At 29.5% G+C, this 25,656-nt stretch carries 23 protein-coding genes; 7 read left to right on the forward strand and 16 right to left on the reverse strand.

All coding sequences use genetic code 11. The features are described from left to right. Positions 1–15 precede the first annotated feature (15 nt). The 3 genes from SJY27_RS02325 to ytxJ all read right to left on the reverse strand — a co-directional run bounded on the left by SJY27_RS02325 (position 16) and on the right by ytxJ (position 3,960). Complete coding sequence (locus SJY27_RS02325) at positions 16–1,464, reverse strand: arginine decarboxylase (protein WP_397446639.1); 1,449 nt, start codon at positions 1,462–1,464, stop codon at positions 16–18. A 484-nt stretch (positions 1,465–1,948) separates the two neighbouring features. After that, positions 1,949–3,499: a DEAD/DEAH box helicase gene (locus SJY27_RS02330; protein WP_397446640.1), complete on the reverse strand. Its 1,551-nt coding sequence runs from the start codon at positions 3,497–3,499 to the stop codon at positions 1,949–1,951. A 59-nt stretch (positions 3,500–3,558) separates the two neighbouring features. After that, positions 3,559–3,960 carry a bacillithiol system redox-active protein YtxJ gene (ytxJ, locus tag SJY27_RS02335; protein WP_397446641.1) on the reverse strand — a complete coding sequence of 134 codons (402 nt, stop codon included), beginning with the start codon at positions 3,958–3,960 and terminating at the stop codon, positions 3,559–3,561. A gap of 153 nt (positions 3,961–4,113) precedes the next feature. Here ytxJ and clpB point away from each other — a divergent pair, with 153 nt between their 5' ends. Beyond that, positions 4,114–6,720 carry an ATP-dependent chaperone ClpB gene (clpB, locus tag SJY27_RS02340; protein ID WP_397446642.1) on the forward strand — a complete coding sequence of 869 codons (2,607 nt, stop codon included), beginning with the start codon at positions 4,114–4,116 and terminating at the stop codon, positions 6,718–6,720. 89 nt (positions 6,721–6,809) lie between these two features. Continuing rightward, complete coding sequence (locus SJY27_RS02345) at positions 6,810–7,310, forward strand: SixA phosphatase family protein (RefSeq protein ID WP_397446643.1); 501 nt, start codon at positions 6,810–6,812, stop codon at positions 7,308–7,310. A gap of 17 nt (positions 7,311–7,327) precedes the next feature. Here the strand turns inward: SJY27_RS02345 and SJY27_RS02350 are convergent, their stop codons facing one another. The 5 genes from SJY27_RS02350 to SJY27_RS02370 form a co-directional block, all read right to left on the reverse strand. Then, complete coding sequence (locus SJY27_RS02350) at positions 7,328–7,930, reverse strand: MCP four helix bundle domain-containing protein (RefSeq protein WP_397446644.1); 603 nt, start codon at positions 7,928–7,930, stop codon at positions 7,328–7,330. A gap of 111 nt (positions 7,931–8,041) precedes the next feature. After that, positions 8,042–8,341: a hypothetical protein gene (locus SJY27_RS02355; RefSeq protein WP_397446645.1), complete on the reverse strand. Its 300-nt coding sequence runs from the start codon at positions 8,339–8,341 to the stop codon at positions 8,042–8,044. 123 nt (positions 8,342–8,464) lie between these two features. Continuing rightward, on the reverse strand, positions 8,465–9,100 hold the full coding sequence (locus SJY27_RS02360) for a response regulator (RefSeq protein ID WP_397446646.1): 636 nt from the start codon (positions 9,098–9,100) through the stop codon (positions 8,465–8,467). A 2-nt stretch (positions 9,101–9,102) separates the two neighbouring features. Continuing rightward, positions 9,103–10,728 carry a sensor histidine kinase gene (locus SJY27_RS02365; RefSeq protein ID WP_397446647.1) on the reverse strand — a complete coding sequence of 542 codons (1,626 nt, stop codon included), beginning with the start codon at positions 10,726–10,728 and terminating at the stop codon, positions 9,103–9,105. Positions 10,729–10,800: 72 nt separating this feature from the next. Next, positions 10,801–11,529: a DUF6503 family protein gene (locus SJY27_RS02370; protein ID WP_397446648.1), complete on the reverse strand. Its 729-nt coding sequence runs from the start codon at positions 11,527–11,529 to the stop codon at positions 10,801–10,803. Positions 11,530–11,629: 100 nt separating this feature from the next. Here SJY27_RS02370 and smpB point away from each other — a divergent pair, with 100 nt between their 5' ends. From smpB to SJY27_RS02390, 4 genes are all read left to right on the forward strand, one after another. Further along, entirely contained in the window at positions 11,630–12,091 is a 462-nt protein-coding gene (smpB, locus tag SJY27_RS02375) for an SsrA-binding protein SmpB (protein WP_397446649.1), read from the forward strand. Then, positions 12,084–12,662 carry a Maf-like protein gene (locus tag SJY27_RS02380; protein WP_397446650.1) on the forward strand — a complete coding sequence of 193 codons (579 nt, stop codon included), beginning with the start codon at positions 12,084–12,086 and terminating at the stop codon, positions 12,660–12,662. Before smpB ends, SJY27_RS02380 begins: the two co-directional genes overlap by 8 nt. 124 nt (positions 12,663–12,786) lie before the next feature. After that, positions 12,787–13,740: a transketolase family protein gene (locus SJY27_RS02385; RefSeq protein ID WP_397446651.1), complete on the forward strand. Its 954-nt coding sequence runs from the start codon at positions 12,787–12,789 to the stop codon at positions 13,738–13,740. Between the two features lie 48 nt (positions 13,741–13,788). Beyond that, positions 13,789–14,400, forward strand: coding sequence for a porin family protein (locus SJY27_RS02390; RefSeq protein ID WP_397446652.1), 612 nt, complete (start codon positions 13,789–13,791; stop codon positions 14,398–14,400). A 78-nt stretch (positions 14,401–14,478) separates the two neighbouring features. Here SJY27_RS02390 and bcp read toward each other — a convergent pair whose 3' ends face one another. Next, positions 14,479–14,931, reverse strand: coding sequence for a thioredoxin-dependent thiol peroxidase (bcp, locus tag SJY27_RS02395; protein ID WP_397446653.1), 453 nt, complete (start codon positions 14,929–14,931; stop codon positions 14,479–14,481). Positions 14,932–15,029: 98 nt separating this feature from the next. Between bcp and nth the strand changes: the two genes are divergently transcribed. After that, positions 15,030–15,677, forward strand: coding sequence for an endonuclease III domain-containing protein (gene nth, locus SJY27_RS02400; RefSeq protein WP_397446654.1), 648 nt, complete (start codon positions 15,030–15,032; stop codon positions 15,675–15,677). Positions 15,678–15,895: 218 nt separating this feature from the next. Here the strand turns inward: nth and SJY27_RS02405 are convergent, their stop codons facing one another. The 7 genes from SJY27_RS02405 to efp all read right to left on the reverse strand — a co-directional run bounded on the left by SJY27_RS02405 (position 15,896) and on the right by efp (position 25,624). Continuing rightward, entirely contained in the window at positions 15,896–16,726 is an 831-nt protein-coding gene (locus SJY27_RS02405) for a prohibitin family protein (RefSeq protein WP_397446655.1), read from the reverse strand. A 64-nt stretch (positions 16,727–16,790) separates the two neighbouring features. Further along, positions 16,791–18,662, reverse strand: a complete 1,872-nt coding sequence (locus tag SJY27_RS02410) for a VWA domain-containing protein (protein ID WP_397446656.1) — start codon at positions 18,660–18,662, stop codon at positions 16,791–16,793. Between the two features lie 462 nt (positions 18,663–19,124). Further along, positions 19,125–19,871, reverse strand: a complete 747-nt coding sequence (fabG, locus tag SJY27_RS02415) for a 3-oxoacyl-[acyl-carrier-protein] reductase (protein ID WP_397446657.1) — start codon at positions 19,869–19,871, stop codon at positions 19,125–19,127. 99 nt (positions 19,872–19,970) lie between these two features. Next, on the reverse strand, positions 19,971–22,934 hold the full coding sequence (locus SJY27_RS02420; RefSeq protein WP_397446658.1) for a M16 family metallopeptidase: 2,964 nt from the start codon (positions 22,932–22,934) through the stop codon (positions 19,971–19,973). Between the two features lie 104 nt (positions 22,935–23,038). Next, positions 23,039–23,911, reverse strand: coding sequence for a succinate--CoA ligase subunit alpha (sucD, locus tag SJY27_RS02425; protein WP_397446659.1), 873 nt, complete (start codon positions 23,909–23,911; stop codon positions 23,039–23,041). 163 nt (positions 23,912–24,074) lie between these two features. After that, on the reverse strand, positions 24,075–25,004 hold the full coding sequence (locus tag SJY27_RS02430; protein ID WP_397446660.1) for a UDP-3-O-(3-hydroxymyristoyl)glucosamine N-acyltransferase: 930 nt from the start codon (positions 25,002–25,004) through the stop codon (positions 24,075–24,077). Between the two features lie 53 nt (positions 25,005–25,057). Further along, complete coding sequence (efp, locus tag SJY27_RS02435; protein WP_397446661.1) at positions 25,058–25,624, reverse strand: elongation factor P; 567 nt, start codon at positions 25,622–25,624, stop codon at positions 25,058–25,060. Between the last annotated feature and the right edge of the window lie 32 nt (positions 25,625–25,656).

The raw sequence follows: 25,656 nt of genomic DNA on the forward strand, positions 1-25,656 counted from the left end.
TGTTATTTTTTGAAGTTAAAAAACTTCTGCTTTTATTAATTTTTCTGATTCTATGTTGTTTTCCTTATGGTTTTCATATCCTAATATTGATAGTAATTCGCTACTTTTTTGCTGTTCTTTAAATATGCTTGTTATCAAGTTTCCATCTTGATCTCTATCAATAATTAAATGTTTTGGATGCGGAATTAAACAGTGTTGTAAACCACCAAAACCTCCTATAGATTCTTGATAGGCTCCTGTATTAAAAAAACCGATATAAAGCGGATTTTCTTTTTCGTAAACAGGCAAATAAATTCCGTTAATGTGTTGTTCTGAGTTATAATAATCATCACTATCACAAGTTAATCCGCCTAAAAGCACACGTTCATATTGTCTGTTCCATTTATTAATTGGCAACATTATAAAACGTTTATTTATAGCCCAAGCATCTGGTAAGGTTGTGATGAATGATGAGTTGATCATGTTCCAACGTTCTCTATCATTTTGCTTTTTTTGATATAAAATTTCATAAATAGCAGCACCAGATTCGCCAACCGTAAAACTACCAAACTCCGTAAAAATATGAGGCACTTCTACTCCTGCTTCATCACAAGCTTGTTTAATTTGATTAATGATTTCGTCTATCATATATTCGTAATCATAATCAAAACCCAATGAATTTTTAATCGGGAAACCACCACCAATATTTAAGCTATCTAAACTCGGGCATACTTTTTTTAGGTTGATGTAAACGTTTAAACATTTCATCAACTCATTCCAATAATACGCATTGTCTTTGATACCAGTATTGATAAAAAAATGCAACATTTTTAAATCAACTTGTTTATTACCAGCAATTTCACGTTCGTAAAAAGAAACGATGTTTTTATACCCAATTCCTAAACGAGAAGTATAAAATTCAAATTTTGGTTCTTCTTCGGATGCAATTCTGATTCCAACATGTAGTTTTTTATCAGTTTCGTCTAATAAAAGGTTTAATTCTTCGTAATTATCTATAATCGGAATGCAGTTTTTATGTCCGTTATTGATTAAATCTCCAATATTTTTGATGTATTGATCGCGTTTAAAACCGTTGCAAATAACATAAGTATTCTCTTTTATTTTGCCTTCTTTTTTTAAATTGTTTACAATATCAATATCAAAAGCAGACGAAGTTTCTATATGAATTTCGTTTTTTAAAGCTTCGTTTAAAATGTGTTTAAAATGCGAACTTTTTGTACAATAACTGTAAAAATAGTTGCCTTTGTAATTGTGTTTTTCAATACTATTTTGAAACCATCCTTTTGCTTTATTGATGTTTTCTGAAATTTTTGGCAAATAAGTAAATTTTAATGGAGCTCCGTATTTTGCTGTTAACTCCATTAAATTAATGCCATGCCAAAATAATTTGTTGTTTTCTGTTTTAAATTCCTCTTGTGGAAAATCGAATGTTTGTTCGATTAAATCTTTGTATTTAGTGTTCACTTGTTTTTTAAATTAATTGTATGATAAATCCATCTAAACTAAAACATATCAACATTTTAGAATAGAAATTATAGCCTCAGAAAAAGGGTGATTATCACTGTAATATTTGCAAGTAAACAACGTGCAACTTTGAGAAAAGCTGCAATTCTTGAAGAAAAGAAAATGGAGATACCTTAATTTTTTCGTTGCATTTCCAAAATGCGATGTACCCTTCATTCTCCAATAAAGAGCTACTTCCGAAATAAGAAAAACTAAACATTTTACTTAACAATAAGTATGGTAAAAGTAAATTATTTTTCAATACAAAAAACAAAATCAAAAAAAAATAAAAAAAATAATACATTTTTATTTTCCCCTTTAAACATAAGGCTTTCAAGGCAAAAGAACTTCTATAATAATAGAAATAAACTTAAGAACAACTCAAATCAGAAAATATAAAGCAAAAAAAAAACGCTGACTAATCAACGTTTTTTTTTAAAATATTTTATTCTTCAATTGGTGGATGACCATGAATTTTCTCATAATCTTCGTCGAAGTTTTCTCTTAGATAAGAATTTAGTTTTTTTCTGTAATCGTCTTTTAACCAAGTTACAAAGTTGTGTGTACTTTTAGAAATACATTTTGCGTATCTGTTTATTCTATCGTCTATCTCCTCACCTAGCATTTTAGCTAAAATTAAGGCATCAAAAACATCTTCGCTATTTTCGATACACATTTTTGCGTGGTGAACAATCGATTTTTCTAATACTCTTTTAGAAGATTCTCCTGAACGAATGGTATCTATATATACTTTTTTCATATCGAAATACGTATCTGTAGATTTTGCAAATTCCTTTTTAACATCTGCAGGTAATTCGTATCTAAAAGTACTTTCTATTTCTTCATCAGAAAGAATGGCATTTAAATAATAATCTGGAGCTCTAAACATTTTTTGCCAATCTAAATCAGCTCCCCAAGGTCCAAATCTGTAAAAGTTGTTACCTAAATCAACCACATCAAAAGTGGTTCTGTTTTTAAAAATACGAGAACCACGACCAATCATTTGGTAATACAACGTTAATGATTTTGTAGCTCTATTTAAAATGATAGCCTCTATACTAGGCTCATCAAAACCTGTGGTTAAAATACTCACAGAAGTTATGATTGCATTTGGTGTTTTATGAAACCAACGTAAAATTAATTCACGTTCTTTTTTGGTATTGGTATTATCTAAATGCGCTATTGGATATCCTGCTTTTTTAAATGCGTGAAACACTTGAATGGATGTATTGATTCCATTATTAAAAATCAGTGTTTTTTTGCCTTTTGCAGTTTCTTCGTATGCAGAAACCAATTTAGATAACATATCTGTATTGGTATATAAATCTTCTGAAGATTTTACAGTATAATCTCCATTAGCACCAACCTCTAAAGAAGTTAACCCTACATTGTACGAATACATATTTGCTTTTGCCAAATAGCCACTATCAATTAAATCTTGAATAGATTCACCTACAAAAAGCTCTTGATAATTCTCATACATTGGTAATTTAATGTTAGAACTTAATGGTGTTGCTGTAACCCCTAAAATAAAAGCTTCGTTAAAAAACTTAAAAATTTTTGTAAATGAATTGTAGTGTGCTTCATCAACAATAACCAAACCAATATCTGAAATGTCTAATTTATCATCATTTAAACGGTTTTTTAAGGTTTCAACCATAGCTACAAAACAGTCAAAATCTTTTTGATCGTCTAATTTTGCAGTAGAATTGATAATTTTATTGCTTACCCCAAACTCTTTAAGCATTCTAGAAGTTTGTTTACTTAACTCAATTCTGTGGGTAAGTACTAAAACTTTCTTTTTAAATGTTTCTAGGTAACGCCTTACAATTTCAGAAAAAATTACCGTTTTACCTCCACCTGTAGGGAGTTGATACAATAAATGATAATCTTTAGGTGCGTTTTCAAATCGTTTGAATATCTCATGAAGTGCATCTTTTTGATATCCGTATAATTCTTTACCTACAATTTTATTTGAAGTATTTGTATCTGCCAAAAGTTAAAAAATTTAAGTGACAAAAATAAGATTTAAATAAGGTTTAATGCAAGTTTATGTTATATAAATCTTGATAAATCTGTTTCTACGATATCTTGATGTGAAGCATTGTATACAGATACTTCATTTTTAATGACCAATAATTGTGGAGATTGATGCATAACTTGAAAAACTGCCCCTATTTCAGTAGAAATATCTCTGTAGTTTAATAAATCTAAATAATACACTTTTAACTTTTGATGATCTTCTGTAAATAATTTTTCAAATTGTTTGATCACCATATTACTTATACCACATCTCGTAGAATGTTTAAAAATAAAAACTGGTTCAGTTTTAGACTGATTTTTAATTTCTTCTAATTGCTCTAAAGAAGTTAGTGGAATCCAATTTAGGAATGAATTACCTCCTGTTGTAGATGATTTAACTTCTTTTTCTCCAAACATTTTATTAAATAAGCCCATTTCTTTTTATATTTAAATGCAAAGATATAAAACTTTTAGCCGTCAAAAAGTCAGTAAAATTAGTTTTATTAAGACAAAATGACGCATAACATACAGAACTTAAAGGTGGTATTATAATTGACTAATTGTAAAAGAAAAGAAAAACCTATAAAAATGAACTTTAATAATTATACAACAAAATCGCAAGAAACCATACAAATGGCGCAGCAAATTGCCCAAGGTTTTGGTCATAATCAAATAGAAAACGAGCATATTTTTAAAGCATTAACTCAAGTTGATGAAAACGTATTGCCTTTTTTATTAAAGAAATTAAACATCAATTTAAATATTGTAAATCAAATTGTAGATAAACAATTAGCTAGTTTATCTAAAGTATCTGGTGTAGATATTATGCTATCAAGAGACGCTGGTAAAACTTTAAATGAAGCCTCAATCATTGCTAAAAACATGAAAGATGATTATGTTTCTATAGAGCATTTAATTTTAGCCATTTTTAAATCTAAAAGTAATATTGCTCAAATTTTAAAAGACCAAGGTGTTACTGAAAAAGGTTTAAAAACAGCTATTGAAGAACTACGAAAAGGAGAACGAGTAACTTCTCAAAGTCAAGAAGAAACGTACAATTCTTTAAATAAATATGCGAAGAATCTGAATGATTTAGCTCAAAACGGAAAATTAGATCCTGTAATTGGTAGAGATGAAGAAATACGTAGATTATTACAAATTTTATCACGTAGAACTAAAAACAATCCAATTTTAGTAGGAGAACCAGGAACAGGAAAAACCGCTATTGCAGAAGGATTAGCACACAGAATTGTTGATGGTGATGTACCTGAAAACCTAAAAGATAAATTGATTTTTTCTTTAGATATGGGCGCCTTAATTGCTGGTGCAAAATACAAAGGTGAGTTTGAAGAGCGTTTAAAAGCGGTAATTAAAGAAGTTACCACTTCTGATGGAGATATTGTTTTATTTATTGATGAAATTCATACGTTAGTTGGTGCTGGAGGTGGACAAGGAGCTATGGATGCTGCAAATATTTTAAAACCTGCTTTGGCTCGTGGAGAATTACGTGCAATTGGTGCAACTACGTTAGATGAATATCAAAAATATTTTGAGAAAGACAAAGCTCTTGAACGTCGTTTTCAAAAGGTTTTGGTAGATGAACCAGATACAGAAAGTGCGATTTCTATTTTAAGAGGAATTAAAGAAAAATACGAAACGCATCATAAAGTTCGAATTAAAGATGAAGCTATTATTGGAGCTGTAGAATTATCTCAACGTTATATAACCAATCGTTTTTTACCAGATAAAGCTATTGATTTAATGGACGAAGCTGCCTCTAAATTACGAATGGAAATCAATTCTAAACCCGAAGAATTAGATGTTTTAGATCGTAAAATAATGCAATTAGAAATAGAGATTGAAGCTATTAAACGTGAAAAAGATGAAACCAAGTTAAAATCTTTACGTGCTGAATTAGCCAACTTTAAAGAACAAAGAAATATATTAAATGCAAAATGGAAATCTGAAAAAGAAGTAGTAGATAGTATTCAGAATGCAAAATCTGACATCGAAAACTATAAAGTTGAAGCCGAAAAAGCAGAACGTGAAGGAGATTATGGTAAAGTAGCTGAAATTAGATATGGAAAAATAAAACAAGCCCAAGAAAAGTTAGAAGAATATCAACAGATTTTGGCAGAAAATCAAAATAGCAATTCGTTAATAAAAGAAGAAGTTACTTACGAAGATATTGCTGAAATCATTGCAAAATGGACAGGAATTCCAGTAACAAAAATGATACAATCTGAACGAGAAAAATTGTTGAAATTAGAGCATCAATTGCACAAAAGAGTGGTTGGCCAAGAAGAAGCCATTGTTGCAATTTCTGATGCTGTTAGACGTTCTAAAGCAGGTTTACAAAATCCGAAAAAACCTATAGGAAGTTTCTTGTTTTTAGGAACAACTGGAGTTGGAAAAACGGAATTGGCAAAAGCTTTAGCAGAATATTTATTTGATGATGAAAATGCGATGACACGAATTGATATGAGTGAATACCAAGAACGTCATTCTGTAAGTAGATTGGTTGGAGCGCCTCCAGGATACGTAGGTTATGATGAAGGTGGACAATTGACGGAAGCTGTAAGAAGAAGACCATATTCTGTTGTACTTTTAGATGAAATTGAAAAAGCGCATCCAGATACTTTTAATATTTTGTTGCAAGTGTTAGATGAAGGAAGGTTGACTGATAATAAAGGTCGTATTGCAGATTTTAAAAACACGATTATTATTATGACTTCGAACATGGGAAGCCATATTATACAAGAAAAATTTGCAGATCCAAAAGCAGATATTGATGCTGTAACAGAACTCGCAAAAATTGAAGTTTTAGGTTTGTTAAAAAAATCGGTAAGACCAGAATTTTTAAATAGAATTGATGATGTAATTATGTTTACTCCTTTAAATAAAAGTGACATTTCTGAAATTGTACGATTACAAATTATTCAGCTTCAAAAAATGATTGCAAAACAAGACATTACGTTAGATGCTACAGATGAAGCTATTAAGTATTTGGCTAAAAAAGGTTATCAACCAGAATTTGGGGCAAGACCTGTAAAAAGAGTCATTCAAAGAGAAATATTAAACCAGTTGTCTAAAGAAATTTTAGCAGGAAAAATAACTACAGACAGCATTATATTAATTGATGCTTTTGATGACAAATTAGTATTTAGAAACCAATCTGATTTGGTAGTGAATTAAACTTATAAATTGGGGGATTTTGAAAAAGTGGTGTCTTAAAAAACATCACTTTTTCTTTTTTGATTATATTCGTGTTCTAAATCAACCCAATGAAAAAATATTTCTTTCTTTTTATATTTACTTTTAGCCTTTTACTTTCTTGCACTACTGGCGAAACCACAACGTATTATTTAATTCGTCATGCAGAAAAAGATAGAACAGACCAATCCAATGGTAACCCAAATTTAAATTTTGAAGGCGAAAAAAGAGCGCAAGGTTGGGCAAATTATTTTGAAGACATTCAAATTGATGCTGTGTATTCTACAAAATATTTTAGAACAATGGAAACCGCAACTCCAACAGCCATGACTAAAAAATTAAGAATACAATATTATGATCCAAGAAATATGTACGATTCTGTTTTTAAAGCAGAAACGAAAGGAAAATCGGTTTTAGTTGTTGGGCATAGCAATACAACACCTGTTTTTGCAAATAAAATATTAGGAAATGATATTTATGAAAATATGGATGATAATGACAACTCTAGCTTATATATTGTAACTATTTCTGGTGATGATAAAGAAAGTAGAATTGAAAAAGTTGAAAAATAAACGCTATTTTTAGACAACTATGTTTTCTTTTTAGGATTATAAATAATTATAATTTGTACAATAACTGCCAAGAAAACTAAAAAATAAATTTCAATTTGAGTAAATAACTCTATTGTAGAAAGTGCTTTTTTACTTACCGCCATTAATCTAGCTCCTTCTCTGAGCTGAATTTCAGACAAATTTATAAGGTTCTTTTTTATTTGTAAAATAATATTGAGGTAGCTTTTATGATAGGCACTATTTGACTTCTTTAAATGAGGCTTTTCTAACGTTTTTAGTGCGTTGATTTGTTCTTTTAAATCATTAAAAACATAGCTTTCTTCGGTTGTTAAATTTGTTTGTTCAAAACTAAAAAGTAAGTTATCAATTTCTTTATTTAAGCTTTTATTTTCATTTTGAAAAAAATCTAAATTATTACTAATAATAGCAACTTCTTTAGTGTTAATTTTATTAGAAACTTTAAAAATTAAATCTTTAGCAATAAGTCTATCTTCATAAATAGTGAGTGCAGTATCTTTTACTCGTGTAAAATTATCTTTATCGATTAAGTTTGTTGTAATTATCAATACAAAAATTATTAAAACCCCTAAAATCCATTTTATTTTATCAAAAACTGTCATTATTAAAACCCTTTAAATGAATAGATTTATTAAGAAAAACCTCAAGAGAAAATCTTGAGGTTTTATAGAATAAAATCTTTTTAATACTTAAGATGCTAAACAACAACGTTTTTATTGGTCGTCTCTCCAAGGTTTGTAATTCTTATATGCTGGGCCAGTAAGTTTGCTTCTTTTGCTAGACACTGCTATAATTTTTGTTTTTTTACTGTTATCTCGCCAAGGTTTATAGTTTTTATAAGCAGGCCCTTTTAAGTCTTTTTTATTGGTACCAACAAAAACTGGTGTTGGTTCAGATGTATGTTTCCAAGCTTTGTAATTTTTATATGCAGGCCCTTTTAAATCTTTTCGTTTTTGGGCAAAAATAGATGTTGAAATAAAAACAAATGCAAATACTAAAACTAAATTTTTCATGTTGTTGTTGTTTTAAAGTTATGCCAAACACTATTGTTTAACTACTTCAAATTTAGACATGAAACCTAGGTTTTTATGATATGAGAAAGTTGGTAATTTATTATCCGTATTTATACGGATATTTTATAAAAGTTTATAATCTGTTGCCTTTTTAATTAGTTCTGCTGTGTTTTTTACTTCAATTTTTTTTAAGATGTTGGCTCTATGCGTTTCTATTGTTCTTGTACTTACAAATAATTGAGAGGCAATTTCTTTAGTAGTCATCCCCTTTGCTATAAGTTGAAGTACTTCTGTTTCTTTATTGGTTAAAATATGAGCACTGATTGGATTTTCAGACATAAAATTGATCATTTTTTCTGATATTTCTGCACTAAAATACTTTTTACCTTGAGCAACAGTTCTAATACTTTTTAACAATTCTTGTTCATCTGCATTTTTTAGCAAATATCCATAGGCACCATCTTTTGCACATTTGGCGATGTAATTGCCTTCATTATGCATCGAAATAATAATTGGTTTTGCCTGCGTATTTGTCTTTTTTATTTCTTTTAAAACCGCAAAACCATCTAAATTTGGCATGGTAATGTCTAACAAAATAAGATCAATATCCTTTATTTTTTTTATCAGATGCATTAGTTGTTCTCCGTCAGAAACTGTATCAACAATAAGAATATCTTTATTTTTTTTTAGCAATTCTGATAAACCTACTCTAAAAAGATCATGATCGTCTGCAATGATTACTTTAATAATTTTATCCATATTTATATTGGTAGTTCAATAACAAAAACAGTATTGCCTTTGTTGGAGTTGATATCTATTTTACCATTAAAAATTTCTACTCTTTCTTTTATGTTTGTAATTCCAGAACCTCGTTTTATTGTTTTTAAATCAAAACCACATCCATTATCAAAATAATATAAAGATATAAAATCATCAAACTCAGAAAGCGTAACAATTACTTGGGTAGCGTTTGCGTGTTTTATGGTGTTATTGATTAACTCTTGAACAATTCTAAACAGGTTTACAGCTTGTTTGTTAGCAATATTTGAATCATTTTTTTTAGATAAATCTTCAAAATTAATTTGAATTTGTACAGATAAACTTATCGCATCAATATAATTTTTTAAGGTAGCTCCTAAACCAAAATCCTCTAAAGTAGATGGCATTAAAGCGTTGGTCATAGACCTTACCTCTGTAATAGTTTCATCAATCCTATTTTTTATTTCCTTTTTATGGATACCATCATCTACATAATTTTGCACATAAAATTTTAAAGACGTTAAAAAAGGACCTATACCATCATGTAATTCTCTAGCTAATTTTTGGCGTTCATCTTCTAACCTTTCTACTAAAATTCTTTTATTTAAAAGATTTATTTTTTGTTCTTTATTTCTAAACGCAATTAATTTTTGACGCATTTTTAAAAGTGTATGACCCAATAAATCATCAGCACTTTTAGGGTTATAGTTTGCTTGTAAGTTCATGTTTCCTATCTCTACAGAAAAATCAACAGCACCAGAAAGCGCCACTTTAAGACTGGTTAAGGCCTCAAACATTTCGTTAATTTCTTTGGGTTTTTTTGAAAAATTACTAGCACTAGTATCATCAACATAATTACCTTTTGCCATAACCATTAAATTTTCTTTCATTTTAATGATTGGGTTTGTAATAATTTTTGTTAAAAATAAAGAAAGAATTACAGCAAGTATAAGAATACAAATTATAATAATAATAAGTTTATGACGCATTTCAGTTAGAGGTATTTCAACTTCTTCAACATCCATTTCAGATAAAATACCCCAATTTAAATTCGATATTTTTATAGGTTGATAAGCACTGTATACAGAAACGCCTCTATAATCTGGAAAAATAGCTGTTTGTTTTATCCCTTTAATGGCATTGAGTGCGCCTTCTGTTTTGCAAACAATACTATTGGGCGTTTTGTTAGGAAAAAAACGAGATTGTGAGCGTAATCTATAATCGTTACCAACTAAATAAGATTCACCACTTAAGCCCATTCCTGTTCTTTCTAATAAAATATCCTTTATTTTTTGATAAGGTAAAACACTTGCTTTTCTTTTACCATTTTCTGTTTTTATAAAAGTGATAGACGTTTCTTGATTTGGGTGTAAATGTGTTAAATCATAAATGCCTGGTTTAACATATTTTTCTTTTGGGATAATAAATTCAGCATTATTATAAACAGAATCTACTTTAAAATTTTCCCATTCAGAATTTAACAACTCTTCAAATTGAATATATTTTAATGTTTTTATAGAGTTTAATTGTTGTAAAACACGATTATCTAAAACTTTTGAAAACTCCTTATAAAAAATAGCTGATATAAATAATACTACAAATACAACCAAAACATTTATAATGATCATTATCCAAGTTCTAACATTCATTGCTATAATATTTGTATTATTACTATTTCTAATTAACTCAAAATAAAGTTATTAATCTAAAATCACCACCTTAATATTTTCTAAAATAATTTCAGAAACCTTTTTTAATTGATTATTCTCAAAAGCCTTATCTATATTAACTAATTCAATTTTATTGTTTTTTGGCTTATAATTATAGTAATCTACAAATCGTATTCCGTTTACATTACACTGCTCTTTTAAGACCCTAAAACGTTTTCCACCACCATTAGTGTGATATGAATAGGCTAAATAATCCACTAAAAAATCGTCTTTACCAATCCAATATATAAAAACATCTTCAAAATCTTCTCCTCCTCCATCTTCCGAAAACGTAATTTCTACTTTATAGTATTCTTTATTGTGTATTGTAGATGATGTTAATAATTTTTTATGAACGGCTTTATCATTTAAACCAAAAGGCAACACCGAAAAATAATGCACAGAATTAATTGCATTAGCGTATACAAAAGCTGTAGAGTCTTCAATTTCAATTAATTTATTATTGATAAATCTTCTAAAACCATCATTATTTAAAACATCTACCACAGAATCGAAACTTCTTGAAAGTTCAAATTTTCCATTTTTTCGAAATGCTTTGTAGCTTTTATCTCTAAACCTAAACATAATTTCTGAACTTGCTACTTTATTACTATTAGAAGTTAAAATACTATGATCTATGATTTGTTGTGCTGTCAGTTTTTTTTCAGCTGGTTTGCACGAAATGATGAAAATTAATAATAAGAAATAAAAATATCGCATGGTTTTTTGTTTCAATTGGTCACTAAATAGACTTCAAAATTACATTTCTTTCGCCAAAGTAAATATGTATCTTTGTATAAATTTAAAAACGATCTGTTTAGTGCAGAAAAAAATAAACATACAGAATAAAAAAGCGCGTTTCGAATATGAAATTCTAGACAAATACATTGCAGGAATTCAATTAACAGGAACCGAAATAAAATCGATTAGAAATAGTCAGGCAAGAATTACTGAAAGTTTTTGCGAATTTAATGATCGTGGTGAATTATTTATCATCAACATGTATATTCAAGAATATATGTTTGGGCATCATTTTAATCACAACCCAAAAAGTGAACGTAGATTATTATTAAACAAACGTGAATTACGGAGTTTAAAAAAGGATGTTGAAGCCAAAGGAAATACTATTGTACCTTTAAAATTATTTATTAATGATAGGGGATTTGCTAAGCTAGAAATTGCGTTAGCTAAAGGTAAACAAACACACGATAAACGAAATGTAATTAAAGACAGAGATAGCAAACGAGATTTAGCCAGAATAAAGAAAAGCTTTAATGCTTAGAGAAAAACTACACGAATATCGTATTATTTTAGCCTCTGGATCTCCAAGAAGACAGCAGTTTTTTAAAGATTTAGACATCGATTTTACCATTCAATTAAAACCTATTGAAGAAATTTATCCAAAGGAATTGAAGGGCAGCGAAATCACAGATTATTTGGCTGATTTAAAATCAAAAGCATTTACCAATTTATCTGCCAAAGATATTTTAATTACTTCAGATACTATAGTTTGGTTAGATGGTGTTGCATTAGGGAAACCTAAAAACCATAAAGAAGCATACAAAATGTTACGTTCTTTATCTGGTAAACAACACAAAGTAATCACCTCTGTAAGTATAAAAAGTAAAAACACCCAACAACTTATAAATGATACTACAACAGTTTCATTTAAAGCATTAACAGATGATGAAATAAATTATTACATTAACAATTACAAACCTTTTGATAAAGCTGGTGCCTATGGAATTCAAGAATGGATAGGTTTTATAGGCATTCATAAAATAGAAGGTAGCTATTTTAATGTAGTAGGTTTACCCGTACAAAAACTTTACGAGGCATTAATAAAATTATAAGCTTATAGTTTATTATTAGAGTTGATACTTTATTAAAAAATCTTTAAGCATAACACGATTTTCTTTTCTTAAAAGCAAAATAAAAGAGTACTTTTACTGCAAATTTTACAATACATACTTTACAATGAAAAAATACACTTACACAGAAAAAAAAGATACACGTTCTGGTTTTGGTGATGGTTTAACAGAATTAGGAAGAACAAACGAAAACGTAGTTGCTTTATGTGCAGATTTAATAGGTTCTTTAAAAATGAATCAATTTATTAAAGAAAATCCAGATCGATTTTTTCAAGTAGGTATTGCAGAAGCAAACATGATGGGTATTGCAGCTGGCTTAACCATTGGTGGCAAAATTCCTTTTACAGGTACATTTGCAAATTTCTCTACAGGTAGAGTTTACGATCAAATTCGTCAATCAATTGCATATTCTAACAAAAATGTAAAAGTTTGTGCTTCTCATGCAGGGGTAACTTTAGGTGAAGATGGTGCAACACACCAAATATTAGAAGACATTGGTTTAATGAAAATGTTACCTGGCATGACCGTGATTAATCCTTGTGACTATAACCAAACCAAAGCTGCTACCATTGCAATTGCAGATTTTGAAGGGCCTGTATATTTACGTTTTGGTCGTCCAAAAGTTCCTGTTTTTATGCCAGAAGACGCAAAGTTTGAAATTGGAAAAGGAATTTTATTAAATGAAGGAACAGATGTAACTATTGTAGCAACAGGTCATTTAGTGTGGGAATCTATTTTAGCTGCTGAACAATTAGAAGCTGATGGAATTTCTGCAGAAGTAATTAATATACATACTATTAAACCTTTAGACGAAGAAATTATTCTAAAATCTGTAGCAAAAACAGGTTGTATTGTTACTGCAGAAGAGCATAATAAATTAGGAGGTTTAGGAGAAAGTGTTGCTAGAACTTTAGCTGTAAACACACCTACCCCACAAGAATTTGTAGCTACAGATGATACTTTTGGTGAATCTGGTACACCTGCAGATTTAATGGCAAAGTATGGTTTAGATGCAGTTGCAGTTGTAAAAGCGGTTAAAAAAGTAATTTCTAGAAAATAATAACGTTTTGTTTTTAAAGCGTCTTTACATTAACTAAAATTTTAAATTATGAAAAAAGTAATCGTATTTATGGTATTGGCTTTCGCACTAAGTCAAACTTCTAACGCACAGTTTAATTATGGTATAAAAGGTGGTGTAAATTACAACTCTAACTCTGTAGAGGGTGTAAATGCAGTTGGCGATGACCTTTTTAGAGGTGCAAAAAGTAAAACAGGTTATCATATTGGTGTTTGGACACGATTAAAAGTACCTGTTTTAGGCTTATATGTTAGGCCAGAGTTGGTATACACCAACTTAGAAAACGAAGTAATTTATATACAATCACCAAATGAAACAACCACTCACACTTTTCAAAAAATTGATATTCCTGTATTGTTAGGTAAAAAGATTTTTGGAATAGGTAACGTTTTTATTGGACCATCTTTTCAGTATATCTTAGATTCTGATTTTGGAATTGACAATATTTCGGATGTTGATGCAGACGGATTTACAGTTGGTTTACAATTTGGGGGTGGTATCGAATTAGGTAAATTAGGTATTGATGTTCGTTGGGAAAGAGGTTTTTCTGACATAGAATCTTCTTTTGCTGGTAATTTAGGAAATGTTGAATACGATACAAGAGTAAACCAAATTATAATAGGGCTTTCTATTCAATTATAAGATAAATATACAATCAAAAAAAAGAGGAAAACGACTTGGTCATTTTCCTCTTTTTTGTTGTTATAAATAAAACAATATTTACTCTATAATTTGGGCTGAATGTGCCTTGGTTTTTACTTTGGTAATTACATCTTCTATAACTCCGTTTTCATCTATAACAAAAGTCGTTCTGTGAATGCCATCATATTCACGTCCCATAAATTTTTTAGGTCCCCAAACATTAAACGCTTCAATTACGGTTTTATCTTCATCCGCCAATAATGGAAAAGGCAATTCGTTTTTATTGATAAAATTTTGTTGTCTTTTTGCAGAATCTGCACTTACACCCAAAACGTCATATCCTTTTGCTAAAAAGGATTGATAATTATCTCTTAAATTACAAGCCTCTGCTGTGCAACCAGGTGTACTTGCTTTAGGATAAAAAAATAGCACTAATTTTTTACCTGAGTAATCTGCTAATTTTATGATATTGCCAGAATTATCTTTTGCTTCAAATTGTGGAGCTGCATCTCCTATTTTTAATGATGTCATTTTGTTTTATTTTTTTGTACATAATATAAACAAAAGTACAATTTTAAGAATAGTAATCAGAATTAGATGCTTATTTTTGTTATATAATTAACACTAAAATGACTAAGCAAGAACGAGTTGAATTTGTTATAAAAACGCTACAAGATTTATATCCTGAAATTCCTATACCATTAGATCATAAAGATCCTTATACACTTTTAGTGGCTGTTTTATTGTCTGCTCAATGTACAGATGTTCGTGTAAATCAAATTACACCATTACTATTTGCAAAGGCAGACAACCCTTTTGACATGGTTAAAATGTCCGTTGAAGAAATAAAAGCAATTATTCGTCCTTGTGGTTTATCGCCTATGAAAAGTAAAGGAATTTATGGCTTGTCTAAAATTTTAATTGAGAAATACAATGGAGAAGTACCTAAATCTTTTGATGGTTTAGAAGAATTACCAGCTGTAGGACACAAAACAGCAAGCGTAGTAATGAGTCAAGCATTTGGTGTACCTGCTTTTCCTGTAGATACTCATATTCACAGGTTAATGTATAGGTGGAATTTAACCAATGGCAAAAACGTTCAGCAAACTGAAAAAGATGCAAAACGATTATTTCCTGAAGAATTGTGGAACGATTTACATTTACAAATTATTTGGTATGGACGTGAATATTCTCCTGCTCGTGGTTGGGATTTAGAAAAGGATATCATCACAAAAACTATAGGTAGAAAATCTGTTTTAAAAGCATATTATAAATAAAAAACATCCTTTATATACCTATTAAAAAAGTAATTAAAAAAACGAATATTTATCAACATTATAAAGCAATGCGAATTCGCTTAATAAAAAAAGAAGAGACTGGATACACTCCAATCTCTTCTTATTTTAATGTTACTTACCAATTTACAGTAATATTGACAAGTTATTCTATTGACTATTAAAATGGATGATATTTATCAACCATAAAGCCTCTGAATTTAGTTATTTCCTAATATAATTGGCATTCCACTTTCTCCAGAACCAATAACAATCACTTTGCTATTTGGTGACTTCGATAACTCTAAAGTCGCTTCGATTCCTTTTTCTTGTAATATTTTATCAGTTAAAGAAGCACTTAAAATTTTATTTGCAATAGCCTTACCTTCTGCATCAATTTTTTGTCTTTCTGCTTCTTTTTGTGCTTTCGCAATTCTAAATTCGTACTCTAAAGATTCTTGCTCTTGTTTTAATTTTGTTTCAATAGCGGTTCTAATTGTTGTTGGTAATTTTACATCTTCTACCAAAACACGTTTAACAATTAAATATTGATCTGCCAATAATTTAGTAACCTCGTCTAAAATTTCTTGTTCAATTACATCTCTTTTACTAGAGTATAATTGCTCTGGTGTGTAACGTCCTACAACACTTCTTGCAGCTGCGTTAATTGCAGGGTCTAACAATTCGCGTTCGTAATCTTCTCCTTTTGTTTTAATTAGTAAACCTAAGTTTTCAAATTCTGGTTCGTACCAAATTGTACCGTTTACTTTTACTTCTAAACCATTTACAGAAAGTACATTCATTTCATCAGAAACTGATTGCTGACGAACTTTTCTAACAATCATCTTATTCCAAGGTGCCACAATATGAAAACCCTCTCCATAAGATTTATCTGTATTTATACCATCACCAAGAGTTTCAAAAATTACTCCACCTTCTCCAGGCCCAATAGTAACTGTTGATTTTGAAAACAATATAATTACTGCAATAGCTATGATTACTAAAAAGATACCTCCTTTTGGAAACTTCAATTCCATTTGATTATTTGCCATTTTGTCTATTTTTAATTTTAACAAATTTACGACATCTAATCATCAAAGACAATGTAACTAGAAGTTAAATTTTTCCATAATATTTTCTGATAAACCATTCTGCTGCAAGTAATGCTAAGGTTGCTGCTAAAATCCATTTCCAATCAATTAAATTTTGTTGCGTTTTAGATGTTTTTTGAATGGTATAAAAAGAGGTATTAGTCAAAAGTTCTTGCATTAATTGGTCTATTTGATTTTTGTAATACAAGCTACCTTTTGATTTGTCCGCCAATTTTTGCAGTGTGTTGCTATTTGCGTTTGTAAACTGGTTTTCAATTTGATAATCTGTAATTTTAAAACGCCCAAATTTATTTATATTTTGCCCTAAAACTGTAACTATGTAGGTGTAATCACCTGAAGGAAGATTTTCGATTTCGGTTTGAAAAGAGTTATTTACTAAAGAAAAAGGTACTTTTAGAGCTTGGTTTGTTTTAGAATTTGTGATGGTAATTTCTAAATTTGCTCTTGCATCAAATTGATAATTTTTATCGGTATAAAAAGCAGCAATGGTAATTGTAGAATTTGCAGGATACAAAGATGCTGCATTTATTTCTAAACGATCTCTTTTTTTATTCGAAGCCAAATATTGAGTTAAATTACCAATAAACCTATCAAAATCTTCGAAAGAATTGGTGTTTAAAAAACTATGGGCTCTCCATCTCCAAATGCCTTCTCCTAATATTAATCCACTTTTTTGATTATTTGTATCAAACGTTGCCAATAAAGGACTATTCAACTGAACTCCATTAATATTTTGAAACAATAATGTTTGATGTTCTTTAGAGATGGTAAGCTCACCAAACTTATCTTTTAAAGGCGGAACATCATTAAAACCAAGATCATTTTGTAAAAAAGTTAAAAAGGCATCATTATAAACAGCGCCATAATTTTCTGTTTGATTGATTGCGTTTTTATAAAATCCTAATTGTTTTTGGTTGATAAAATCCCAATCTGTTTTAGCACCTGTAACCAATAAATAATTTTTATTTTTTTGTTTTATTTTATCAATTATGTTTTTAAATCTAACATCAGGTTGATATAAAACAAGTAATTGATAATCTTCGATTGAATTTTTAAAATTATCTATATTTATTATTTCAACTGTACGTTGCTTATTACTTTCTATCGACTTTTTTAAAGCACCCAAATCTGGGTGTAAAATAGACGTTAATAATAACACTTTGGTTTGCTCATCAATAACATTAACCGAAAAAGTTTTTGTATTATTTTTAATATTTTTTTCGTTATTAATTTTTGCGATTGATGCTGTATAATATTGAATACCTTCTTTGGTTGATGTTAAATTTGCTATTACTGTTACCGACTTTTTAGAAGGTGAAAAACGTACATTTTTTCTATAAACTGTTTTTCCTTTTTTTGAAATTGAAAATTGAGTAGTAACGTCTTTTTTTCCTTCGTAATTTAAAATCACTTCAACAGGAAATTTATTTTTTATATAACTGTATCTATTTACATTTAATTGGCTAATTTTTACATCAGCATACGCCATAGTATCTCCAACAATTACTGGATAAATTGGTTGTTTAGAATTGATAAACTCATAATCTTGACCAATGGTTTGATTGCCATCGGAAATTAATACTATAGGAGCAATTTTATTTTTCTGAAATTCGTTAACGCTATGAATTGCTTTAGAAATATTAGTTTGTGGTTTAGAAAAAGTAAGGCTATCTACTACTTGTATTTCGTCTCCAAAAGCAAATTGTTGTATTTCAAATTTATTTGTTATCTCTTTATTTGTTGCTATAGCATTTATGACATCCTTAACTGATTTGTTTTCTTTAAAAAATGAAATAGATTTAGAATCATCTACCAAAAGCGATAGAGTTGGTTTTACATTGGTTGTTTTTAGGTTTTGGATCTTTACGTTTATCAATAATAATAACAGTAAAAATAAGCTTATCGCTTTTAAAAAGAATAGCAATAAAGTAACTTTCACTTTATTTTTTACCTTATAATAATATTGAAAATACGCAATTGCTGTACTAAAAAATACGGCTAAAATTATATACAAAATCAAAGTAGACTGCAATAGATTTATTTTAATGGGAAAGATATAAAGAACTATTCGAAAAAGAAAAAACCTGCAACGTTAAATGTTGCAGGTTTATAAAAAATTAAATATTTAGGGTTTAAGGGTTCAAAAAAGGGGTAAATAGGTTTTTTATTTTGTATAACACTGTAAAGATAAAATGCAGATATTGAAAAAACTGCATCATTAGACAAGTGATAATTTACTTTAGACGATTGACAAAAAAGTTTAGACAAATAAAAAACACCTGCTAAAAGCAAGTGTTAAATATCTATTAACCAGTCAATTAACCTTTGTTACTATAGTTTAGGTTAACATTCCACCATCTACAGATAACGTTTGCCCAGTAATATAAGCACTCATATCAGAAGCTAAAAATACACAAGCATTTGCAATATCTATTGGTTGCCCTCCTCTTTTTAAAGGAATTGAATCTCGCCAACCTTGTACCACTTTTTCATCTAGTTTGTCTGTCATTTCAGTTTCTATAAAACCAGGTGCAATAACATTACTTCTAACATTTCTAGAGCCCAACTCTAAAGCTACTGATTTAGAAAAACCAACAATACCAGCTTTAGATGCTGCATAATTGGTTTGCCCAGCATTCCCTTTTAAACCAACAACAGAACTCATATTAATAATAGAACCTGCTCTTTGTTTCATCATTGGTCTAATAACTGCCTTAGTTAGGTTAAAAACAGATTTTAAATTTACTTCGATTACTTTATCAAAATCTTCTTCAGAAATACGCATTAACAAATTGTCTTTGGTAATACCTGCATTGTTTACTAAAACATCTATAGCACCAAATTCTTTTTGTACTTCTTTGGCTAATTCTTGAGCAGCATTAAAATCAGCAGCATTAGATTGATATCCTTTTGCAGAAACCCCAAAGGCTTTTAATTCTTCTTCTAAGGCTTTTGCAGCATCTACAGAAGAACTATACGTAAAAGCTACATTTGCACCTTGTTTTGCAAATTCAATAGCAATTCCTCTACCTATTCCTCTGGTTGCACCAGTTATTATTGCTGATTTATTTTCTAGTAATTTCATATAGTTTCGTTGTTTTTAAGGCATCAAATATACTAAAATAAAAAAACTCGTAAAGTAAATTTTACCTTACGAGTTTTATTTTTTTTGGAAGTATTTCTATTAAGATTTTACCTTTTTTTCATCAACATAGTTAAATAAATAATCTACTTCTAACTCTTTTATTTTCCCCAGTTTTTGTAAAGATTTTACGTCTAAATCTTTTTTATTACCAAAAACCATAACATTGTAAGATTCGCCTTTAATATTTTTATCAAAAAATGCTTTTAAATCTTCCATTGTCATGTTTTTAATGGTATTGTACATTTCTTCTCGGTTATCATTATCAATTCCTAATTTTTGTAATCTTTCATAAGACCAAAAAATATTTGATTTTGTAATTCTTTGAGCTGCTAATTTTTTTAAGGTTGATTCTTTTGCTGCTTGAAATTGTTTATCAGCCTCTGGCATATCATTCATTAATTCCATCATAGCATCTACAGCCTGTTCTAATTTATTAGCCTGTGTACCCACATAAGCCATAACATAATTTGGTGAATCTTTTTTTGATGCTCCTTGATAAGATGCAAATGCAGAATATGCCAACGATTTAGATTCTCTAATTTCTTGAAACACAATTGATGATAATCCACTACCAAAATAGGTATTAAATAATGTTGATGCAGCCATATTTTCTGGCGTAAAAGGATCACCTTTTGCTAAGAATAACATTTCTGTTTGCACCATATCATAATCTGTAAAGAAAACATTACCACCAGTTTCGGTTTCTTTGTATTCTTTTGCAACAGGATATTCTTTTAATTCGCCGTAAATCTTATGCTCTTTATTTAAAGCTGTTACTGCATTATCAACGTCTTTACCATAATAAAAAACACGTTGTTTGAAGTTTTTCATGTCTTTAATTAAAGCAACTAATTCTTCTGGGTTTATGGCTTTTAATTCATCAATCTGCATAAGATCTCTTAAAGGAGAATCTTCACCATATTTACCATAATTCATTAATCCGTTCCAAAGAATATTTCCTTTTTGGGTTTTTCCATCTTGGCGCTCTTTGTAAATTTTTTCAACATATTTATTGTATGCATCTTCATCAGCTTTGGCATTGTCCCATAAATGCTCTAACAATTCTAATCCTTTTGGTAAATTTTCTTTTAATCCGTTTAAACCTACATAGGTTTTATCTCTTCCTGTGCTTACATAATAAGAAATTCCTAATTTGTAAAATTCCTTTTTTAATTCTTCGTTGGTATATTTATCTGTACCTATATACTCTAAATAACCTGCTGCTAAAGATAATTTTTTATCATTATCACTTCCCATATCAAAAATGATGTTCATATCAAACAAATCATTCTTTTCGTTTAAAACATAAGATACTTTAATATCATTTGCAGTTTTGGTTTCTTTGATTGCTGATTTATAATCTACAAATTGAGGTTTTAATTCTTCAGATTCCATTTTATTAAAAGCTAAAATATACTCTGAACTTTTGTCTCTATTTAAGTTTACAGGTGTTATCCCTGGGTTTTCGACTTTTACAATATTTTTATCTTCACCTTTTCTTTTATAGGTAACTACATAATTATCTTGATAAAAAGTATTTGCAAATGCGACTAACTCTTCTTTAGTTACTTTCTTTAAATCGTCTAAAAACTTTACTCTATCTGCCCAGTTTTGTTGATAAATAAATGCTTCCACATATTTATCTGCTAAAGCTGAATTATTTTCATATTGACGAGTTTCACTTAATTTTAAGTCGTTAACAACTGCACCAATCATCCATTCATCAAACTCACCATTCTTTAATTTTGTAACTTGTTCTAATAACAAATCTTTTACCTCATCTAAAGATTGACCTGATTTTGGTGATCCTGTAAACGTATGATATCCATAATCATTTAAAAAAGTAGGTGAACAAGATGCATATTGTACAACTTGTTTTTGATTTAAATTTAAGTCGATTAAGCCCGCATTTCCATTTGCCATGATCATATCAACTAAAGTCACCATTTTTTCATCAGTTGTATTTACACCTCCAGATCTGTAAGCAATAGAAATATTTTCTGATGTTGGTCCGAAAACCTCGTTTACAATGGGTTGTGTAATTGGTTCTTCTTTTGGTAACGTTGGATACGTTAACTCTTTCTTTTCGAACTTTCCAAAAGTTTCTTTTATTTTTGATATTGTTTTATCGAAATCTAAATCACCAACTAAAACAATAGCCATATTATTGGGTACATAATATTTATCGAAATAATTATGAATATCTACCATTGAAGGATTTTTTAAATGCTGACCTGTACCAATTGTTGTTTGTTGACCATAAGGATGATTTGGAAATAAACCATCTAACATTGCAGCATAACGTTTTCTAAAGTCGTTGTCTTGTCCTCTATTAAACTCTTCAAAAACCGCTTCTAATTCCGTATGAAATAATCGTAACACTAACGTGCTAAATCGTTCAGATTCTAATGTAATCCATTTATTAAATTCATTAGCAGGAATTTTATTAGTGTACACAGTTTGCTCAAACCAAGTATAAGCATTTGTGCCAGTTGCTCCTAAAGAAGCTGTCATTTTATCATATTCATTAGCAATAGAATAGTTAGAAGCTTCTAAAGAAACTTTGTCTATTTCTTGGTAAATAGCCTTCTTTTTTTCTGGATCTTCTTCTGTTCTGTGCTGCTCATATAAATCAGAAATTTTTTCTAAATACACTTTCTCTTTTTCCCAATCAGCAGTACCAACTTTGTGAGTGCCTTTAAACACCATATGCTCTAAATAGTGAGCTAAACCTGTAGATTCTTTTGGATCGTAATTAGAACCAGCTCTTACAGCAATATAAGTTTGAATTTTGGGTTCGTCTTCATTTTTACTGAGGTACACTTTTAAACCATTATCTAAGGTATACAATCGTAAACCTGTAGGATCATTTTCTACAGTTTCGTAGGTTATACCATTGGTGTCTTTTTGCGAAGTAACTTCGTAGCTTTTTTCTTTATTAGTATTACAGCTTATTGCTGAAACTAATAACATACTCAAAGCAAATACTTTAATCTGTTTCATAATATTTAATTTGGTTGAATAAAAAAATCCGTTGAATTTACAAATTCAACGGATTTTAATAAGATTTATTATAAAACTTTAACAATTATTTAATGTTTTTACATTTACTTTAATACTTTCGCAACCATTTCTCCAATTTTAGCTGGTGAACTTACTACGTGAACACCATTTGCTGCTAAGATTTCCATTTTTGCTTGTGCAGTATCATCAGCACCACCAACAATAGCTCCTGCATGCCCCATTGTTCTACCAGCAGGTGCAGTTTGCCCAGCAATAAAACCAACAACTGGTTTTCTGTTTCCATCAGCTTTAATCCATTGAGCAGCTTCAGCTTCTAAATTACCACCAATTTCACCAATCATTACAATTGCTTCAGTTTCATCATCATTCATTAACATTTCTACAGCTTCTTTAGTTGTAGTTCCAATAATTGGATCTCCACCAATACCAATAGCAGTTGTAATTCCATATCCTTGTTTTACAACTTGGTCAGCAGCTTCATAAGTTAACGTACCAGATTTAGACACAATACCTACTTTACCTTTTTTAAAGATAAAACCTGGCATAATACCAACTTTAGCTTCTTCTGGAGTAATAACTCCTGGGCAGTTTGGCCCAACTAATCTTGTATCTTTATCTGCAATGTAGGCTTTTACTTTTACCATATCTGCAGTAGGTATTCCTTCTGTGATACAAATAATTACTTTGATTCCAGCATCAGCAGATTCCATAATTGCATCTGCAGCGAATGCTGGTGGTACAAAAATGATTGAGGTATCAGCTCCTACTTTTTCTACAGCTTCTACAACTGTATTAAAAACTGGCTTTCCTAAGTGTTCTTGACCTCCTTTACCTGGAGTAACACCACCAACAACATTGGTTCCATAATCAATCATTTGACCAGCGTGAAATGTACCTTCACTACCAGTAAAACCTTGTACAATAATTTTTGAATCTTTGTTTACTAAAACACTCATGGTTTATTATTTTAAGCCCATTTTTATTAAATATTTCCGAAAAGGAAAAAATTATAATGGATATCTGTTAATTTTAATTACGCAAAAATAGTTGATTGTTGGCTTTCAAAAAAAGAAAAAGAGAAAATTCTTATTTTAAGAATTCTATATAAAAAGTTAAAATTTAGTTGGTTTTCTTATTTTCTTTTAACAATCTTTTTAAACCAGCCAATTGTTTTAATTTTTCTCTAGATTCCTCAATAGGTGTACCAAAATAAGATTTACCTCCTGTAACCGATTTTGTAACTCCTGTTTGCCCAAGAATAACAGCTCCTTTACCAATTGTAATTCCGCTATTGGTACCGACTTGTCCCCAAATGGTAACCTCATCTTCTATAATAACACAACCTGCAATACCTGTTTGCGAGGCTATTAAACATTTTTTACCAATTACGGTATCATGCCCTACATGGACTTGGTTGTCTATTTTTGTACCTTGTTTAATGGTTGTATCTCCTGTAACTCCTTTATCAATAGTACAAGACGCACCTAAGTCTACATTATCTTCTAAAACTACTCTACCTCCAGAAATCAATTTATCAAAACCTGTAGGTCTGTTTTTGTAATAAAAAGCATCTGCACCTAACACTGTATTGGCATGAATTGTAACATTATTACCAATGATACAATTATCATAAATGGTTACATTGGGATGAATGACACAGTTTTTACCAATAACTACATTATTACCAATAAAAACATTGGGCTGAATTATAGAATCTTCACCAATAATCGCAGTTTTTGCAATACTTACTTTGGATGCAATAAAAGGATTAAAATGTTTGGTAATTTTATTAAAATCTCGAAAAGGATCTTCAGAAATTAACAAAGCTTTACCTTCTGGACAATCTACTTTTTTGTTGATTAAAATGGTTGTGGCAGCCGAATTTAAAGCTTTATCGTAATATTTAGGATGATCTACAAAAACGATATCTCCTTTTTCTACTACGTGAATTTCATTGATTCCTAGAATCTCAAAATTTTTATCACCAATAAAATCTACATCTAAAAGTGATGCAATTTCTTGTAAAGTTTGTGGAGTTTTGAATTTCATATTTGGCTATTAGCTTTTGGCAATTAGCTAAAGGCTAATTACTAAAAGCTTTTTTACTCTTTAATACGTTCTTGATAAGTACCCTTTGTAGTTTCTATCTTAATTTTATCGCCTTCATTGATAAACAAAGGTACATTTACTGATGCTCCAGTTTCTACAGTTGCCGGTTTTGTGGCATTTGTTGCTGTATTACCCTTAACACCTGGTTCTGTATGTGTAACTTCTAAGATAACACTCTGTGGCATTTCTACAGACAAAGGCATATCATCTTCAGAATTGATAATGATGGTTACAATCTCTCCTTCTTTCATTAATTCAGGTACATCTAATGCATTTTTTTGCAATTGAATTTGAGAATAATCTTGTTCATTCATAAAATGATAGGTATCACCATCATTATATAAATATTGAAATTTATGTGTTTCTACTCTTACATCATCAATTTTTCTACCTGCAGGAAACGTATTATCTACTACTTTACCATTAGTAACACTTTTTAATTTAGTTCTAACAAAAGCAGGTCCTTTACCTGGTTTTACGTGTAAAAATTCTACAATTTTATAGATATCATTATTATATCTAATACATAATCCGTTTCTAATATCTGATGTTGTTGCCATTTTATGGTTTTTTATTTTTTAGTTGTTGGTTT

Origin of the sequence: Polaribacter sp. R77954 (assembly GCF_044595335.1) — a bacterium.
Taxonomy (GTDB): Bacteria; Bacteroidota; Bacteroidia; order Flavobacteriales; family Flavobacteriaceae; genus Polaribacter.

Excerpts from the sequence above, each read along its gene's own strand:
- ytxJ (WP_397446641.1), bottom strand. The coding sequence starts at position 3,960 with ATGGGCTTATTTAATAAAATGTTTGGAGAAAAAGAAGTTAAATCATCT.
- clpB (WP_397446642.1), top strand. The coding sequence starts at position 4,114 with ATGAACTTTAATAATTATACAACAAAATCGCAAGAAACCATACAAATG.
- SJY27_RS02345 (WP_397446643.1), top strand. The coding sequence starts at position 6,810 with ATGAAAAAATATTTCTTTCTTTTTATATTTACTTTTAGCCTTTTACTT.
- SJY27_RS02350 (WP_397446644.1), bottom strand. The coding sequence starts at position 7,930 with ATGACAGTTTTTGATAAAATAAAATGGATTTTAGGGGTTTTAATAATT.
- SJY27_RS02355 (WP_397446645.1), bottom strand. The coding sequence starts at position 8,341 with ATGAAAAATTTAGTTTTAGTATTTGCATTTGTTTTTATTTCAACATCT.
- SJY27_RS02360 (WP_397446646.1), bottom strand. The coding sequence starts at position 9,100 with ATGGATAAAATTATTAAAGTAATCATTGCAGACGATCATGATCTTTTT.
- SJY27_RS02365 (WP_397446647.1), bottom strand. The coding sequence starts at position 10,728 with ATGATCATTATAAATGTTTTGGTTGTATTTGTAGTATTATTTATATCA.
- SJY27_RS02370 (WP_397446648.1), bottom strand. The coding sequence starts at position 11,529 with ATGCGATATTTTTATTTCTTATTATTAATTTTCATCATTTCGTGCAAA.
- SJY27_RS02380 (WP_397446650.1), top strand. The coding sequence starts at position 12,084 with ATGCTTAGAGAAAAACTACACGAATATCGTATTATTTTAGCCTCTGGA.
- SJY27_RS02385 (WP_397446651.1), top strand. The coding sequence starts at position 12,787 with ATGAAAAAATACACTTACACAGAAAAAAAAGATACACGTTCTGGTTTT.
- SJY27_RS02390 (WP_397446652.1), top strand. The coding sequence starts at position 13,789 with ATGAAAAAAGTAATCGTATTTATGGTATTGGCTTTCGCACTAAGTCAA.
- bcp (WP_397446653.1), bottom strand. The coding sequence starts at position 14,931 with ATGACATCATTAAAAATAGGAGATGCAGCTCCACAATTTGAAGCAAAA.
- nth (WP_397446654.1), top strand. The coding sequence starts at position 15,030 with ATGACTAAGCAAGAACGAGTTGAATTTGTTATAAAAACGCTACAAGAT.
- SJY27_RS02405 (WP_397446655.1), bottom strand. The coding sequence starts at position 16,726 with ATGGCAAATAATCAAATGGAATTGAAGTTTCCAAAAGGAGGTATCTTT.
- fabG (WP_397446657.1), bottom strand. The coding sequence starts at position 19,871 with ATGAAATTACTAGAAAATAAATCAGCAATAATAACTGGTGCAACCAGA.
- SJY27_RS02420 (WP_397446658.1), bottom strand. The coding sequence starts at position 22,934 with ATGAAACAGATTAAAGTATTTGCTTTGAGTATGTTATTAGTTTCAGCA.
- sucD (WP_397446659.1), bottom strand. The coding sequence starts at position 23,911 with ATGAGTGTTTTAGTAAACAAAGATTCAAAAATTATTGTACAAGGTTTT.
- SJY27_RS02430 (WP_397446660.1), bottom strand. The coding sequence starts at position 25,004 with ATGAAATTCAAAACTCCACAAACTTTACAAGAAATTGCATCACTTTTA.
- efp (WP_397446661.1), bottom strand. The coding sequence starts at position 25,624 with ATGGCAACAACATCAGATATTAGAAACGGATTATGTATTAGATATAAT.